The sequence below is a fragment of the Acinetobacter sp. 18QD2AZ41W genome, assembly GCF_009829025.1.
In the GTDB taxonomy this organism is placed as follows: domain Bacteria; phylum Pseudomonadota; class Gammaproteobacteria; order Pseudomonadales; family Moraxellaceae; genus Acinetobacter; species Acinetobacter pseudolwoffii.
Genome location: NZ_WURP01000002.1, coordinates 248,717 through 262,520, shown reverse-complemented (window position 1 = coordinate 262,520; position 13,804 = coordinate 248,717). Strand labels below are relative to the sequence as shown.

Genomic DNA, 13,804 nt, shown 5'->3' with positions numbered 1-13,804 from the left:
GGAGTAAAGATTGCCTCCCTTAGATGAATATGCGGTGTCTCCTGGTGAGATCAAGCAAGGCGTGGTTGCGCTCAAGAAACGTCAACGCAATTTGATGTTATTGGGTATCACCAGTTCTACGGTATTTATTGCCTCCATCATTGGTCTGTTTTTTCAGCAGGAACTGGTCTATGGCTTTTTTGGCCTGAGTACCGAAGTGCAGCAGTTACATTTACCGGTCAGTGTAGATGCCACGCTGGCCAGCATTGGTGATAGTCCGGATTATTTTTTTAGTTTGCTGAGCTGGTTTGGCTGGCTGATTATTAAAATTTTTGCTTCTTTTATCGGTGCATTTTTTATCATTGGCCTATTAAAGAAACTGCGTTTCTTTTATGTGCGCTTTCAGTCTTTTGTGCTGAAATTTGTCGCCTGGCTAATTGCCTTTATCGTGATCTGGTCGGGATTAACTTACTGGCAGCATGATTTACGGAATGACCGGCATGATGCTTATCAGCAGGTGGTGTATTACGATAGCAATATCAATGACAGTGAAATTGCACGATACCTCGCCGATTCAGAGATTGCCGCACCGGTAAAATCTTATTTACTGGCACAAACAGCACTTTTGCATAAACCGCAAGATTTATCGGCTGCAAAACCTTATGTATTCAATCTGGTAGAAGCAGAAAAGCAGGATGCAAAATTTGAGCAATATGGCTTTAAGCCGGAACAACTCTGGACCATGCAGCAACAGATCTATGGTCAAGCCATGACACCGGTTGCCAAGAGTGTAAATACGCAAGTACAACAGGCAAACCAGTTGAGTCAGATCACCTATCTGGTGATTATTGGAGTGGCCATTTTATCGGCATTTCTGAGTTTGGTTCTGTTCTTCTTGGCCAATTCAATCAAAGGCCGATCCTTGCGTATCGAGCAACGGATAAATTAATATTTTAGAAATGCTCCTGTTTAGGAGCATTTTTTATCTGCTGATGAAACAGTATAAAAATTAAAAGTTGAAATACCAAAAATAATTATCAAACCATTGATCTAAAAAAACGATTTATAATATAAAAACAAACTGTTTTACCTATTTTGATTTATGCACTAATATCGCTTTATCAAATAAATATTTATTCCTTTGGAGACGTTAGCCATGTTAGACCAAAATACTTCAGCTCAATTAAAAACACTACTCGAACGTCTGGAAAGCCCGATTGAACTGGTTGCGACTTTAAATGATTCCGACAAATCTGCAAAAATCAAAGAACTGGTTGAGGAAGTGGCTGCATTATCTGATTTAGTCACTGCACGCTTTGATGGTACAAACCAACGTGCTCCAAGCTTTGGTATTGCCAAAGCAGGTGAAGAGCCACGGGTCTACTTCGCAGGTCTGCCAATGGGGCATGAATTCACCTCACTGATTCTGGCTTTACTGCAAAGCTCTGGTTATGCACCGAAAGTATCTGCTGAAGTTTTAGAGTCGATTAAAGGCTTAGGAATCAAATCTGATTTTGATGTATTTGTATCACTCAGCTGCCATAACTGTCCGGATGTGGTTCAAGCCTTAAACCTGATTGCAATTTACAACCCGGGCACAACAGCCACCATGATTGATGGGGCATTCTTCCAGGATGAAGTGGAAGAACGCAAAATCATGGCAGTTCCAATGGTGTTCCAGGACAACCAGCATATCGGTCAAGGTCGTATGACTTTGGAAGAAATCGTGGCAAAACTGGACACCAACTCTGCAGCAAAAGAGGCTGAAAAGCTCAATACCAAAGATGCTTTTGATGTATTGGTGATTGGTGGTGGTCCTGCAGGGAATACCTCTGCGATCTATGCTGCACGTAAAGGCATTAAAACTGGAATCGTGGCTGAACGCATGGGTGGTCAGGTCATGGACACCATGGACATCGAAAACTATACCTCGATTCAAAAAACCCAAGGACCCAAGTTTGCTGCTGAAATGGAAGCACATGTACGTGAATACGGTGTCGACATCATGAACCTGCAACGTGTCTCTAACATCAAAGGTGCAGATGAAACGGCCAATGGTCTGGTAGAAGTCACTTTAGAGAATGGTGCCAAACTGGAATCGAAAACCGTGATTCTGTCGACCGGTGCACGCTGGAGAGAAATGAATGTTCCGGGTGAGCAGGAATACAAAACCCGTGGTGTGGCCTACTGCCCACACTGTGATGGTCCTCTGTTTAAAGGCAAACGTGTTGCGGTAATCGGTGGGGGTAACTCTGGTGTTGAAGCTGCGATTGATCTTGCAGGGATTGTAGAGCATGTGACTTTGGTTGAGTTTGATAGCAAGCTTCGTGCGGATCAGGTATTGCAAGACAAATTAACAAGCTTGCCAAACACCACGGTGATTAAAAATGCCTTGTCGACTGAAGTGGTGGGTGACGGTTCACAAGTGACTGCACTGAAATACAAAGACCGTACAACTGACCAAGAGCACACTGTTGAATTGGCTGGTATCTTCGTACAGATTGGTTTGTTGCCGAATACCGATTTCTTAAAAGCAACAGCGGTTGAATTGTCAAATCGTGGTGAGATCCTGATTAACGAACGCAACGAAACCAATGTGAAAGGTGTATTTGCGGCGGGTGACTGTACTACTGTTCCGTATAAGCAGATCATCATTGCCACAGGTGAAGGTGCGAAAGCATCACTGTCTGCATTTGATTACATCATCCGTTCAGGTCAGTAAAAAATAACACCAAGGTTCCCCAAAACCTTGGTGTTCGATCTCGATTATCTTTGTTATACCTTTTTATAGGAACTCCGGACGCTAACACCAGAGTTCCTTTTTTTATTGTTATATTTGCTTCCTTTTTTAGATCAGCCAGAAGCATCCCCAATTGCTTCTGGCTGTTTCTTTCCTCTGTACTGTTTTTGTTTTGACTCTTATTATTCAGCCTTCCCCAAGGTTGTCTTTATTCAATGCAATATTTATTCCAATGTTTGATCAGTACTTAAGACAGGAACAAATTCAAGACTTTAAATTTTTCTAACAGTTGCTCTTGCGTCTCTACATGCTCAGGATGTGGCACAATGCACTCAATTGGGCATACATCTACACAGGTTTGGCGCTCATAAAAGCCGACACATTCCGTACAACGGTTCACATCAATCTCATAGACTTTCGCACCCTCATAAATCGCATCATTTGGACATTCTGCTAAACACATATCGCAATTGATGCATTTGTCGGTAATCAGCAGCGCCATGTTTAACTCGCCTGATAAGCCAGTGACGATGCTGAAACATCTATAGTCGATGTCGGCAGATTGCGGATGAGCAGTGCATATTGCATATCTACATCTGCCGGAACCGGAATCTCGACGATATGACCTGAGCCTTTAGCCTCAGAAATCAGATTGCCTTTTTTGTCTTTCATTTCGGTTAAAACAAAGCTGATATTGCCTTGCGTCGTCATCAGCTCTAAGGAATCACCCACGACAAAACGGTTTTTTACATCAATTTTGATGGAGTTACCGTTACGTTCTAAGACTTCACCGCAGAACTGTTGATGGTCAAAACTTGAAGAGCCATTTTCATAATTGTGATATTCACTGTGCACATGACGGCGCAGGAAACCTTCGGTATACCCACGATTGGCCAGACCTTCTAATTGCGTCATCAATGCTGGGTCAAATGGTTGGCCCGCAAGCGCATCATCAATGGCCTTACGATAGATTTGTGCGGTACGGGCACAGTAAAAATAGGATTTGGTCCGGCCTTCAATCTTCAAGGAATGTACCCCGACCTTGATCAGACGATCGACATGTTGTACCGCACGTAAGTCTTTAGAATTCATGAAATAAGTGCCGTGTTCATCTTCTTCGGCAGCAAACATGTCTTCATCATTGCGCTGTAATAATATCGGTTCATCAAATTGATGCTGTGCTTGCATATGTGCTTCGTCGGCATCTTGAGAGCAGCAGCCTGAATCCAGATTTTTCACTGGAATCACATCACCAGTTTCATCTTCCTTCGCATCCAGAACTTTGTATTCCCAGCGGCAGGCATTGGTACACGCACCCTGATTGGCATCACGTTTATTCATATAACCAGACAGCATGCAACGGCCGGAATAAGCCATGCACAGCGCACCATGTACGAAAACCTCAATCTCCATATCCGGTACTTGCTGTTTAATCTCAGCAATTTCTTCAATCGATAATTCACGTGACAGAATCACGCGCGTGAGTCCCATATTTTTCCAGAATTTTACCGTTGCCCAATTCACTGCATTGGCTTGCACAGACAGATGAATATCCATTTCTGGAAAATGTTCACGCACCATCATGATCAGGCCCGGATCAGACATGATCAGCGCATCCGGCTGCATCGCCACCACAGGTTCCAGATCACGAATAAAATTTTTCAGTTTGGAATTATGCGGCTGGATATTGACGACCACATAGAACTTTTTACCTAGCTCATGGGCTTCTTGAATGCCAATCGCCAGATTGTCATGATCAAATTCATTATTACGAACGCGCAAACTATAACGCGGCTGACCTGCATAGACTGCATCTGCACCATAGGCGAAGGCATAGCGCATATTTTTCAGTGAACCGGCAGGTGAGAGGAGTTCAGTAACGGTCGTCAGGCTCATGATGGAATCGAAAGACATATAAAAAGTACGGCTTTATTCTAACCATCTAAAATTTGGATTCAACCCAGTAAATTACTCGGAAATAAGCAATTTAGAATAAAAAGAATGTTTTATTTTGAGTGAAATGAAGCACTAAAATTATTCAATATTCAATTATTTTCAGTCTGTTCGAGCATTTTTAAAATCTGGCAATGATCAATGGTGGTCGGGATATTACAACTTTTGCGAAGTGTAATCAGCTGTTGTTCGAATAGCTGTAATTCCCTAATTTTTTTGGAGATATCTTCTAAATGCTGGTCGATGAGCTGATTCACTGCACCGCATTCCTGCTGCGGATTCTGTTCGAGTTTAATCAGGGCTTCAATCTCTTTTAAGGACATGTCCAAAGCACGACAGCGTTTGATAAAAAGCAGCCTTTTCAGGGCTTCTTCACCATAATAACGATAGCGATTACTTGCTCGAAAATTCGGCTGTATCAAGCCTTTCTTCTCATAAAAGCGAATGCTATCTGTGCTTAAAGCAGTCTTTTTGGCTATTTCTGAAATTAAATAGACTGACATTGCTCGCTCCTGCTTGACCTTGGAGTTAGTCCATAGTTTCTAATTATTTTAACTCATTTTTTGCACGAAAGTATGGAAGATCAACATGGCCTGTAGCTGTAGTCATGAACCTGCTCCACCCAAACCTGACAGTAAGTTTAGAACGGCGTTATGGATTGCCTTGGTGGTGAACCTGACTTTATTTGTGGTAGAACTGATTGGTGGGGCCTATGCACATTCATCGGCTTTGTGGGCAGATGCCTTGGACTTCTTTGGTGATGCCGTCAATTATGGCGTCTCTTTGGCGGTCATCGGTGCAAGTCTGTACTGGCGCGCAACAGTCGCTTTACTCAAGGGAATGACCATGGCCTTATTTGGCCTGGTGATCATGGGAAAAGTCATTTATGCCTATCTGCAAGGCATTCCGCCAGAGGCACTGACCATGGGCTTGATTGGTGTGCTGGCATTGCTGGCAAATGTATTTACGGCAGTCATTCTTTATGCCTTTCGTGAAGGTGATTCCAATATGCGGTCAGTCTGGCTGTGTAGCCGAAATGATGCCATTGGCAATGCTGCCGTGATTCTGGCAGCAGTCGGGGTTTTTGGTACAGGCAGTCTGTGGCCAGATATAATAGTGGCGATGATTATGGCAGGTCTGGGATTGACGGCAGGATATCAGATTGTGAAACAGGCCCGGGCTGAACGAGCATTAGAGCATAAGTCGACTTAACAGATAAATTTTTTAGAAAGTAAAGCTGCCGAGAGGTGGCTTTTTTTATGAGTTCTAGGGTTAAAATACATGAAAAATAAAGCTTTACAAATCCACTAAATTTAGAAAGAATCATCCGCGAAATTTATAGAATAGCTATATAACTGAACGCTTTAATTTTTATTGTTTATGAGGGGGGGAACAATGAACTTCATCAAACTATTTTCACTTTCGGCTCTGGTGCTAATGAGCGGTTGTAGCTCTATGGTCATCACTTATGATGCAACAGGTCAGGTGATTGGATCATGCAAAGCAACACGCGGTCTGCTTTCGCTTGCCAGTGCGCATTGTGGTGGTTCAGGTAATGCGCTTGGCGTGAATTACAATACGGTAGATGCCAAGACCGGGTTATTGCCAGTACTGCCAAGTCAAAATCAAATTAATTTAAAACCGTAAATAATAGAGGGGAATATCATGAAATTATCAGCAATTATTGCACTGGCACTGGTATTGACAGGCTGCGCATCGACAGTAACCACATTTGACTCGCATGGTCGTATGATCGGTTCATGTAAGGCAGAGAGTGGTTTTATCATTGGTGGTGGCGCAGGCTGTTCTGGTTCTGCCAATCAGGAAGGCCGTGATCGTTAATTTTTAACCCCGATCCAAATAAAAAACCGAAGCCTGAAGCTTCGGTTTTTTGACTCTGAATTTTTAGATCAGATCTTATTTTTCAACGAATGCACGTTCAATCACATAATCACCCAGAACACCCATTTTCGGTGATTCTTTCAGACCATGCTGGTCAAGCAGCGCAGCTACATCGTCCAGGAATGCTGGGCTACCACATAGCATGGCACGGTCAGTTTCCGGGTTGAAACGTGGCAGACCAATTTTTTCAAACAGCTCACCGGTTTCAATCGCAGTCGTTACACGGCCCTGATTCGGATATTCTTCACGGGTTACAGTCGGGTAGTACACTAATTTTTCTTTGGCACCCAGTTCCGAGAAAAACTCGTGATTTGGTACTTCATTCAGAATCAAATCTTGATAAGCCAGTTCAGAGATAAAACGGGTACCATGAACCACAATGATTTTTTCAAAACGTTCGTAAGTTTCAGGATCACGAATCGTTGCCAGGAATGGCGCCAGACCTGTACCAGAAGACAGCAGGTACAAGTTTTTACCCGGATTCAGGTCATCGAGTACCAATGTACCTGTCGGTTTTTTAGAAACCAAGATTTCATCGCCGACTTTTACTTTCTGTAAAATCGAAGTCAGTGGACCATCAGGCACTTTAATCGAGAAAAACTCTAACTCTTCTTCGTAGTTGGCGCTTGCAATTGAATATGCGCGCATTAACGGCTTGCCATTGACTTCAAGGCCGATCATTACAAACTGACCGTTTTTAAAACGCAAAGCAGTGTCGCGAGTCGTTTTAAAAGAGAATAAAGTATCATTCCAGTGGTGGACGTGAGTAATCTTTTCGACGTTAAAAGCAGCCATTAAAGGTCTCAATAAATTATCAAATTAGAACAGCTTGCTATTCTAAACTAAATCCATTCTCTATAAACTGAATATATTTAATTGAGCTTATCAAAAAAAGTGATGATGAATGAACTCACACTGCCGATAATTGGCTATATGCATTCTCCCTACCAAGAAAAATTTGGCATTCCTCGTCAGCCCAATCTGGTGCAGGTCGAAAGTTATATCGAAATGGTCGGCCCCTATAATGATTTGCTGGCATTTGAAGGAATTGAGGCTTTTAGTCATCTCTGGCTGATCTGGCAGTTTCATGATAATAAATATCAGGAGAATGCGAAATTCCGTCCGCAAGTACGCCCACCACGTTTGGGCGGCAATCAGAAGATTGGCGTCTTTGCGACACGGAGCATGTATCGTCCAGCGCCGATTGGCTTGTCAGTCGTTCAACTCAAAGAAGTCAAGAAGGTCGGCAAGAATGTACGTGTGTATCTAAATGGAAGTGATTTACTGGATGGAACGCCGATTGTCGATATCAAGCCCTATATTCAGTATTCAGATGCCGTGATTGAGGCACAAAGTGGTTATGCACAGGATGAGCCACAACGTAAATCGGTAATTTGGACAGAAGAGGCGGAGCAGCAAAAACAGCAGTTCATGAATAAGGGAAAAGTTTCTCCACAAATACTGCAAGAACTCGAAGAAGTTCTCTCTTTAGATCCGAGACCTGCTTATCAGGATGATGAGGAACGGGTTTATGGAATGAAGTTTGCGGATTTAGATGTGAGGTTTTTGGTAGTCAATAATGTAGTTGAAATCAGAGAGCTAGCTTTTTAGCTCTCTGATATTTTTACTTATTGTGCTAATACATGATCAATTGTTTTACTTGCTTTAGGGTTAAACAGTGAACATTCATCATCTAAGTTAGGGTTTAATTCATACCAATTATAATTTTCACCTTTGCGATAATAGTCTGCATAGAAATAAACACCATTTTCTTCAACTAAAGCACCTTCATCTTCAGTATCGCTATCGAGAAGATGAACATTGAAGCCTGCAAAGTTAACTAATTTTGTTGGCATATCGTCAAAATAATCAATAACTGACTGATAAGCACCAAGATGGTAGAATGGTGTTACTACATAATCTTCAGAGGCATTCTCGGTTTCTAACATCAGGCAAGATGAACCTTGAGGAAAGGTAGAGTCTCCAAATTTTGCAAGATATTGGCTATCGTATTTATACTTAAATTTATCATTATCGAGATATTCAGCGAGTTTCTTTCCGCTTAAATCGATAGATTTATAGGTATTGGTGATTTGTAATTGAGTATTACCTGTCGAAGAGAATGGAATAATTTTCCATTGATTGTTCATTTGAGTAACTGTGGCTATCTTATAACCATACGAGGTTTGTGTTTTCGAAAGATCATAGTGATGAGCTCGAGTTAGATACTGAACTTTATAAAAAGGGGCTGTACTTTGTCGATTGGTATAATCGCTATATAAAGTGTCACCTACCACAGTTAACGTTTCTTTAACGAATCCTGATGTATCCCCTATATGATCTACATAGCTTGCCCATGTGATACTGTCACCTGTAGAACCACCTGTAGAACCACCTGTAGAACCACCTGTAGAACCACCTGTAGAACCACCTGTAGAACCACCTGTAGAACCACCTGTAGAACCACCTGTAGAACCACCTGTAGAACCACCTGTAGAATCTGAACTACCCCCACCACAAGCACTTAGCATGAATGCACTAAAAACTGCGAGTGATAAATTCTTAAATTTCATAAAAATCCCTATAAAAAATCGTAGTAATAAAATTGTTTTTTAAAATAAAGCAGACTAATTATAGCGAATAAATATCAAAATTAAATTTGCAAAATATATAAAAATTAACTATTTAAATATACTTAACAATCAAAATGTCATCCACCACAAAATACCAATCAACACCGCCATATGCAAAATCTGTACTGGCGCAAAGTACAGGGAAAATTTGAAACCACCTGTTACAGCAGCATTGACTGACTTGGCTACAGCATGTGCGCCCAGCCCCAAAAGCAGGGCATAGATCAGCCGGGTATTGGATGGATCTCCTTGAATGACCACGCTTGCCATTGCGGCATGAATTTCAAATAAAGATGCGAACAAGGTACCTGCCAGCAAACCCGCATCTCCTAGTAATAGCTCTAGCCCATAAATTCCAGCCTGAATCAATGTCAAGGTGACTGCAATAATTACCGCCTCCTTCAGGCTAAACATCTGACTATCTTCTTCCTTTGCACAGTTCTCCGCTGGCTTGGCTTTACGTAATAGCAGAAATGCACAAGCAGCCAAAATGGCCATCGCAACCAGAGAGGGTAAAATCAGAATTTTCAACCAGCTCCACGACACCCCTCCAACGACAATAAATAACAATATCAGGGTCGAAATACAGGACATGAGTGCTGCGCCTGCATTGGATTTAGCATCGACCTCACCTTTGCGTACCTGTAGACCTAAATGGGCAATGGTCGCGGTACTGGAGACAAAACCTGAAGCAAGGGAGGATAGCATGAGGGCATTTTTACTGGATAAAAGCCGTTTGGCCACGTGAGCAAGTGCCTGTACCACCAGAATTAAGCTCAATAGTCTTAAGATCAGGTGCGGGTTGAGGACTTCTCCCCATAAAGGCGTGTCGGGTGTTAGTGGCAGGCCGATCAGAATCAGGGCAAGTAATAATAGCCCATCTCTAAACTCTGCTTCGGTAATCCATTGTCCGGCAATATTATGCAGGGAGTGTTTGGCCATCAGAATAGTCGTCAGCATGACCGCGAGCCCTGCGGCCAAGGGGATATTCCAAAGACAGATTGCCCCAATAAAATACGTCATGAGAAAGGCGAGTTCTGTGGTAATGCCAGGATCTTCAGGCTGATTTCGGATTGAAAAAATCACCATGCCACCCACAATCAGCGCACCGGCAAGTCCAATACTCATACCGAACAGGAAGCATAGCGCACCCAATAAGGCACAGATGGCAAAAGAGCGTAAACCGGCAAAACTGGGTTGATGTTCACGTTGTTTATGACGCTCTCGTTCCAGGCCAATTAACAAGCCACAGCCTAAAGCCGCCGTCAGGATGGCCAGAAGCTCCTGAAAAGAGCTACTGCTATTCAGGGGTACCGCGCTAAAATCCAAGTTTCACCTCAACCACCTAACAAAACATGCTGTTTGAAATATAGGCGATTCTTCTAGAGCGCGGCAAGCTGGAAATACAGTAAAGATTGAATAACGGTCGAGGCATCCCAGTATTTTTAAATCCATTCAGAAAAAGTCACTGACATTGCTAACTGGCTAATGCGAAAAATAACAAAAACTTGTTATAGTGAAGGCAGATTTGGGGATTGATAACAATGAAATTTGACTTTGAAATTGATACTGCCTGGTGTTTAGACCAACTGTTTAAAGATGGTAAAATCAGTGAACGTGACCGGATGCTGGTACAGACCACCCATCGTCAACGTGAACAATTAAAATGGCATCCTTTACAATGGCTGGCCAACTTCAATCTTATTGATCAATCCCATCCGCAAACCACATTGACCTTGAACCGCTTATGTCAGTGGCTGGCCGAAAAAACCGGCTTGATGTTCTATATCATTGATCCGCTCAAAGCTGATGTGCAGGCATTGACCAATGTCATGTCACAGGAATATGCATTACGTAACCGTATTCTGGCAGTAGAAATTCAGGCAGACAAAGTTCTGATCGCCACGGATCAGCCTTATAAAACCGAATGGGTGTCGAATCTCGAGCAAAATATTTCCCCGAAAAAAATACAACGGGTATTACTGAATCCGGAACAGTTACAACGTTATATTACTGAATATTATCAGGTCAGTCGTGCGGTCAGTGGTTCACAAAAATCCTCTGCCTATGACCGGGAAAATAAGGGCGTCGAAGCCTTGCTGCAACTGGGTGATTCACAGAATCCGGATGCCAATGATCAGCATATTGTCAAACTGGTGGACTGGGTGCTGCAATTTGCCTTTGAGCAGGGCGCCAGCGATATTCACATGGAACCGCGTAAAGACACCGGTAAGATCCGTTTCCGGATTGATGGGGTGCTGCATACGATTTACAACATGCCGGCCAATACATTGACCGCCGTCATTTCCCGAATCAAGATTCTGGGCCGGATGAATGTGGCGGAAAAACGTAAACCACAGGATGGCCGCCTGAAAACCCGGACACCGAAAGGACAGGAAACAGAACTCCGTCTATCGACCTTGCCGACGGCATTTGGTGAAAAGCTGGTAATGCGGATTTTCGATCCGGAAGTACTGGTCAGAAGTTTCCAGCAACTCGGTTTTGAAGGGCATCTGCTCAATGACTGGAATACGCTGACCAGTCATAGTCACGGCATTATTCTAGTCACAGGGCCAACTGGTTCCGGTAAAACTACGACGCTTTATTCAACCTTGAAGCAGCTGGCGACTGAACAGGTGAATGTCTGTACCATTGAAGACCCGATCGAGATGCTGGAACCGAGTTTCAACCAGATGCAGGTCAATAATGGCATTGATCTCGGTTTTGCTGATGGCGTGCGCGCATTGATGCGTCAGGATCCGGACATTATCATGGTCGGTGAGATTCGTGATCAGGATACTGCCAATATGGCGATCCAGGCGGCACTGACCGGCCATCTGGTGCTATCTACCTTACATACCAACGATGCGCCGTCGAGTCTGACCCGTTTGCATGATCTGGGCGTACAACCATTTTTGACCGCAGCCACCATTCTCGGGGTATTGGCCCAGCGTCTGGTGCGTAAACTGTGTCCGCATTGCAAGCAGGAAAGCTTCTTGAATGAACAGGAATGGCAGCATCTGGCGGCAGATTATCCACTACCACGTCCGGAATTTGTCTTTAAAGCAGTAGGCTGCGAGGAATGTCGTCACACCGGTTATAAAGGTCGTGTCGGGATTTATGAATTTATGCCCCTGAGTCTGGAAACCAAGCAGTTGATTGGGGCCGATGCCAATTTGAACCAGTTACGCCAGCAGGCCAAAAAAGAAGGGGTAGAACCATTGCGTATTGCCGGCGCACGTAAAGTCATGGAAGGAATGACCACACTGGAAGAAGTCTTGAGAGTGGTGCCCTTAAATTAATTTTTGAAAATGAGGGTTTCTTAAGATTCAGCTCATCTTCGGCTGTTTTAATTGCATTATCGAAACCAAGCACAGATACACATAGAGGTATATGTAATGAAAATGATGATGAATACCGTTTTAGCAGCGACCCTGATGGGTTCAATCGCGACAGCAGCTGTAGCGAGTAACGAAACTGTGAATCAGCCCGTGGTAAATCAGGCCGCTTTTGCTCAAGTCACTACCGTTAAACAGGCTTTGGGCATGAAAGATGATAGCAATGTTCAGCTTAAAGGCTATGTGGTTAAAGCGGTCGGTGATGAAAAATATCAGTTCCGTGACAGCACCGGCAGCATCACCGTAGAAATTGATGATGAACTTTGGCAGGGCAAACCGATTTCCGCCAAAACCCCAGTAACCATTATTGGTGAAGTGGATATTGATTACAAACCGGCAAAACGCGTTGAAATTGATGTCGAGCAGCTTCGTTTCTAATTTTAATATGAACAGCTGAATTGAATCTGAAGCTTGCTCTGGATTCGAGGGTTGTAAAAAACCACATGCAAATCATACAAAAAAGCATGTGGTTTTTTTGAGTCTGGACATTTTTCAGGGCAAGATAGACAGATTGGCAAAGCGGAGCACAGCATGCGTATTCTTTTGGCAGAAGATGATCAGTCTCAGGCAGAAAGTATTCAGACCTGGCTGGAAATGGACGGCTATGTGATTGACTGGGTCGAGCGTGGCGATCATGCCATTTTGGCCATCGAACAACATCACTATGACTGCGTGTTACTGGATCGTGGACTTCCCAATGCAACGGGAGACGATATTCTAAAAAGCCTGCGCAGCATACAGAAAGATACACCGGTAATTTTTATTACCGCCCGGGACAGTATTGATGATCGGGTTGAGGGACTGGATTTGGGTGCCAATGATTATCTGGTCAAACCTTTTAGCCTGGAAGAGCTTTCCGCCCGGGTGCGTGCGCAGTTAAGACTGAAACAGAAAACGCCAAATCATATTCTGAAATGGCAGGATTTAAGTCTGGACACCCAGGCCAAGGCTCTGAATAAGGCTGGTCAGGCAATTGGTCTGACCGCGAAAGAATTTCAGATTTTATATAAACTGATGCAGCAGCCGGAACATATCATTACCCGCGAGCAACTGGAAGAATCGCTATATGCCTGGGGGGATGAAATTGAAAGTAATGCCATTGAAGTGTTTATTTACCAGTTACGTAAAAAAATTGGCAGCCAGATGATTAAAACCATCCGTGGTTTGGGTTATCGCATGCATAAACCCGAGGCATAAAT

Annotated in this window: 15 protein-coding genes; 9 read left to right on the top strand and 6 right to left on the bottom strand. The window is 43.4% G+C overall.

Features of this window, described 5'->3' with window-relative positions:
* Nucleotides 1–10 precede the first annotated feature (10 nt).
* Nucleotides 11–928 (top strand): hypothetical protein, encoded by a 918-nt coding sequence (locus GVV58_RS04245; protein WP_159516065.1) that lies wholly within the window; start codon nucleotides 11–13, stop codon nucleotides 926–928.
* Between the two features lie 207 nt (nucleotides 929–1,135).
* Nucleotides 1,136–2,701, top strand: coding sequence for an alkyl hydroperoxide reductase subunit F (gene ahpF, locus GVV58_RS04240; protein ID WP_159516064.1), 1,566 nt, complete (start codon nucleotides 1,136–1,138; stop codon nucleotides 2,699–2,701).
* Nucleotides 2,702–2,966: 265 nt separating this feature from the next.
* Here ahpF and GVV58_RS04235 read toward each other — a convergent pair whose 3' ends face one another.
* The 3 genes from GVV58_RS04235 to GVV58_RS04225 all read right to left on the bottom strand — a co-directional run bounded on the left by GVV58_RS04235 (nucleotide 2,967) and on the right by GVV58_RS04225 (nucleotide 5,175).
* On the bottom strand, nucleotides 2,967–3,221 hold the full coding sequence (locus GVV58_RS04235; protein ID WP_100534819.1) for a YfhL family 4Fe-4S dicluster ferredoxin: 255 nt from the start codon (nucleotides 3,219–3,221) through the stop codon (nucleotides 2,967–2,969).
* 2 nt (nucleotides 3,222–3,223) lie between these two features.
* The gene (gene yegQ / locus GVV58_RS04230) at nucleotides 3,224–4,633 is read right to left on the bottom strand and encodes a tRNA 5-hydroxyuridine modification protein YegQ (protein WP_159516063.1); all 1,410 of its coding nucleotides are present in this window, start codon (nucleotides 4,631–4,633) and stop codon (nucleotides 3,224–3,226) included.
* 131 nt (nucleotides 4,634–4,764) lie between these two features.
* Nucleotides 4,765–5,175, bottom strand: coding sequence for a Cd(II)/Pb(II)-responsive transcriptional regulator (locus tag GVV58_RS04225; RefSeq protein WP_159516062.1), 411 nt, complete (start codon nucleotides 5,173–5,175; stop codon nucleotides 4,765–4,767).
* Nucleotides 5,176–5,260: 85 nt separating this feature from the next.
* Here GVV58_RS04225 and GVV58_RS04220 point away from each other — a divergent pair, with 85 nt between their 5' ends.
* From GVV58_RS04220 to GVV58_RS15430, 3 genes are all read left to right on the top strand, one after another.
* A complete protein-coding gene (locus tag GVV58_RS04220; protein WP_159516061.1) occupies nucleotides 5,261–5,884 on the top strand; it encodes a cation transporter in 624 nt (207 codons plus the stop codon).
* A gap of 183 nt (nucleotides 5,885–6,067) precedes the next feature.
* On the top strand, nucleotides 6,068–6,319 hold the full coding sequence (locus tag GVV58_RS04215; RefSeq protein WP_159516060.1) for a hypothetical protein: 252 nt from the start codon (nucleotides 6,068–6,070) through the stop codon (nucleotides 6,317–6,319).
* An 18-nt stretch (nucleotides 6,320–6,337) separates the two neighbouring features.
* Entirely contained in the window at nucleotides 6,338–6,514 is a 177-nt protein-coding gene (locus GVV58_RS15430) for a hypothetical protein (protein WP_005170204.1), read from the top strand.
* A gap of 75 nt (nucleotides 6,515–6,589) precedes the next feature.
* Here the strand turns inward: GVV58_RS15430 and GVV58_RS04210 are convergent, their stop codons facing one another.
* Nucleotides 6,590–7,369 carry a ferredoxin--NADP reductase gene (locus GVV58_RS04210; protein ID WP_005170205.1) on the bottom strand — a complete coding sequence of 260 codons (780 nt, stop codon included), beginning with the start codon at nucleotides 7,367–7,369 and terminating at the stop codon, nucleotides 6,590–6,592.
* Nucleotides 7,370–7,474: 105 nt separating this feature from the next.
* On the opposite strand from GVV58_RS04210, the gene tsaA reads away from it, so the two are divergent.
* Nucleotides 7,475–8,185 (top strand): tRNA (N6-threonylcarbamoyladenosine(37)-N6)-methyltransferase TrmO, encoded by a 711-nt coding sequence (gene tsaA, locus GVV58_RS04205; protein ID WP_159516059.1) that lies wholly within the window; start codon nucleotides 7,475–7,477, stop codon nucleotides 8,183–8,185.
* 17 nt (nucleotides 8,186–8,202) lie between these two features.
* Here tsaA and GVV58_RS04200 read toward each other — a convergent pair whose 3' ends face one another.
* On the bottom strand, nucleotides 8,203–9,147 hold the full coding sequence (locus tag GVV58_RS04200; protein WP_159516058.1) for a hypothetical protein: 945 nt from the start codon (nucleotides 9,145–9,147) through the stop codon (nucleotides 8,203–8,205).
* 129 nt (nucleotides 9,148–9,276) lie between these two features.
* Nucleotides 9,277–10,536 (bottom strand): MgtC/SapB family protein, encoded by a 1,260-nt coding sequence (locus tag GVV58_RS04195; protein ID WP_159516057.1) that lies wholly within the window; start codon nucleotides 10,534–10,536, stop codon nucleotides 9,277–9,279.
* Nucleotides 10,537–10,751: 215 nt separating this feature from the next.
* On the opposite strand from GVV58_RS04195, the gene GVV58_RS04190 reads away from it, so the two are divergent.
* The 3 genes from GVV58_RS04190 (at nucleotide 10,752) to GVV58_RS04180 (ending at nucleotide 13,802) form a co-directional block, all read left to right on the top strand.
* The gene (locus GVV58_RS04190; RefSeq protein WP_159516056.1) at nucleotides 10,752–12,509 is read left to right on the top strand and encodes a GspE/PulE family protein; all 1,758 of its coding nucleotides are present in this window, start codon (nucleotides 10,752–10,754) and stop codon (nucleotides 12,507–12,509) included.
* Nucleotides 12,510–12,605: 96 nt separating this feature from the next.
* The gene (locus GVV58_RS04185) at nucleotides 12,606–12,983 is read left to right on the top strand and encodes a NirD/YgiW/YdeI family stress tolerance protein (protein ID WP_005097478.1); all 378 of its coding nucleotides are present in this window, start codon (nucleotides 12,606–12,608) and stop codon (nucleotides 12,981–12,983) included.
* Between the two features lie 153 nt (nucleotides 12,984–13,136).
* Nucleotides 13,137–13,802, top strand: coding sequence for a response regulator transcription factor (locus GVV58_RS04180; RefSeq protein WP_005170211.1), 666 nt, complete (start codon nucleotides 13,137–13,139; stop codon nucleotides 13,800–13,802).
* The last annotated feature ends 2 nt before the right edge of the window (nucleotides 13,803–13,804 follow it).

Excerpts from the sequence above, each read along its gene's own strand:
- ahpF (WP_159516064.1), top strand. The coding sequence starts at position 1,136 with ATGTTAGACCAAAATACTTCAGCTCAATTAAAAACACTACTCGAACGT.
- GVV58_RS04220 (WP_159516061.1), top strand. The coding sequence starts at position 5,261 with ATGGCCTGTAGCTGTAGTCATGAACCTGCTCCACCCAAACCTGACAGT.
- GVV58_RS04225 (WP_159516062.1), bottom strand. The coding sequence starts at position 5,175 with ATGTCAGTCTATTTAATTTCAGAAATAGCCAAAAAGACTGCTTTAAGC.
- GVV58_RS15430 (WP_005170204.1), top strand. The coding sequence starts at position 6,338 with ATGAAATTATCAGCAATTATTGCACTGGCACTGGTATTGACAGGCTGC.
- GVV58_RS04180 (WP_005170211.1), top strand. The coding sequence starts at position 13,137 with ATGCGTATTCTTTTGGCAGAAGATGATCAGTCTCAGGCAGAAAGTATT.
- yegQ (WP_159516063.1), bottom strand. The coding sequence starts at position 4,633 with ATGTCTTTCGATTCCATCATGAGCCTGACGACCGTTACTGAACTCCTC.
- GVV58_RS04235 (WP_100534819.1), bottom strand. The coding sequence starts at position 3,221 with ATGGCGCTGCTGATTACCGACAAATGCATCAATTGCGATATGTGTTTA.
- tsaA (WP_159516059.1), top strand. The coding sequence starts at position 7,475 with ATGAATGAACTCACACTGCCGATAATTGGCTATATGCATTCTCCCTAC.
- GVV58_RS04185 (WP_005097478.1), top strand. The coding sequence starts at position 12,606 with ATGAAAATGATGATGAATACCGTTTTAGCAGCGACCCTGATGGGTTCA.
- GVV58_RS04210 (WP_005170205.1), bottom strand. The coding sequence starts at position 7,369 with ATGGCTGCTTTTAACGTCGAAAAGATTACTCACGTCCACCACTGGAAT.
- GVV58_RS04190 (WP_159516056.1), top strand. The coding sequence starts at position 10,752 with ATGAAATTTGACTTTGAAATTGATACTGCCTGGTGTTTAGACCAACTG.
- GVV58_RS04200 (WP_159516058.1), bottom strand. The coding sequence starts at position 9,147 with ATGAAATTTAAGAATTTATCACTCGCAGTTTTTAGTGCATTCATGCTA.
- GVV58_RS04215 (WP_159516060.1), top strand. The coding sequence starts at position 6,068 with ATGAACTTCATCAAACTATTTTCACTTTCGGCTCTGGTGCTAATGAGC.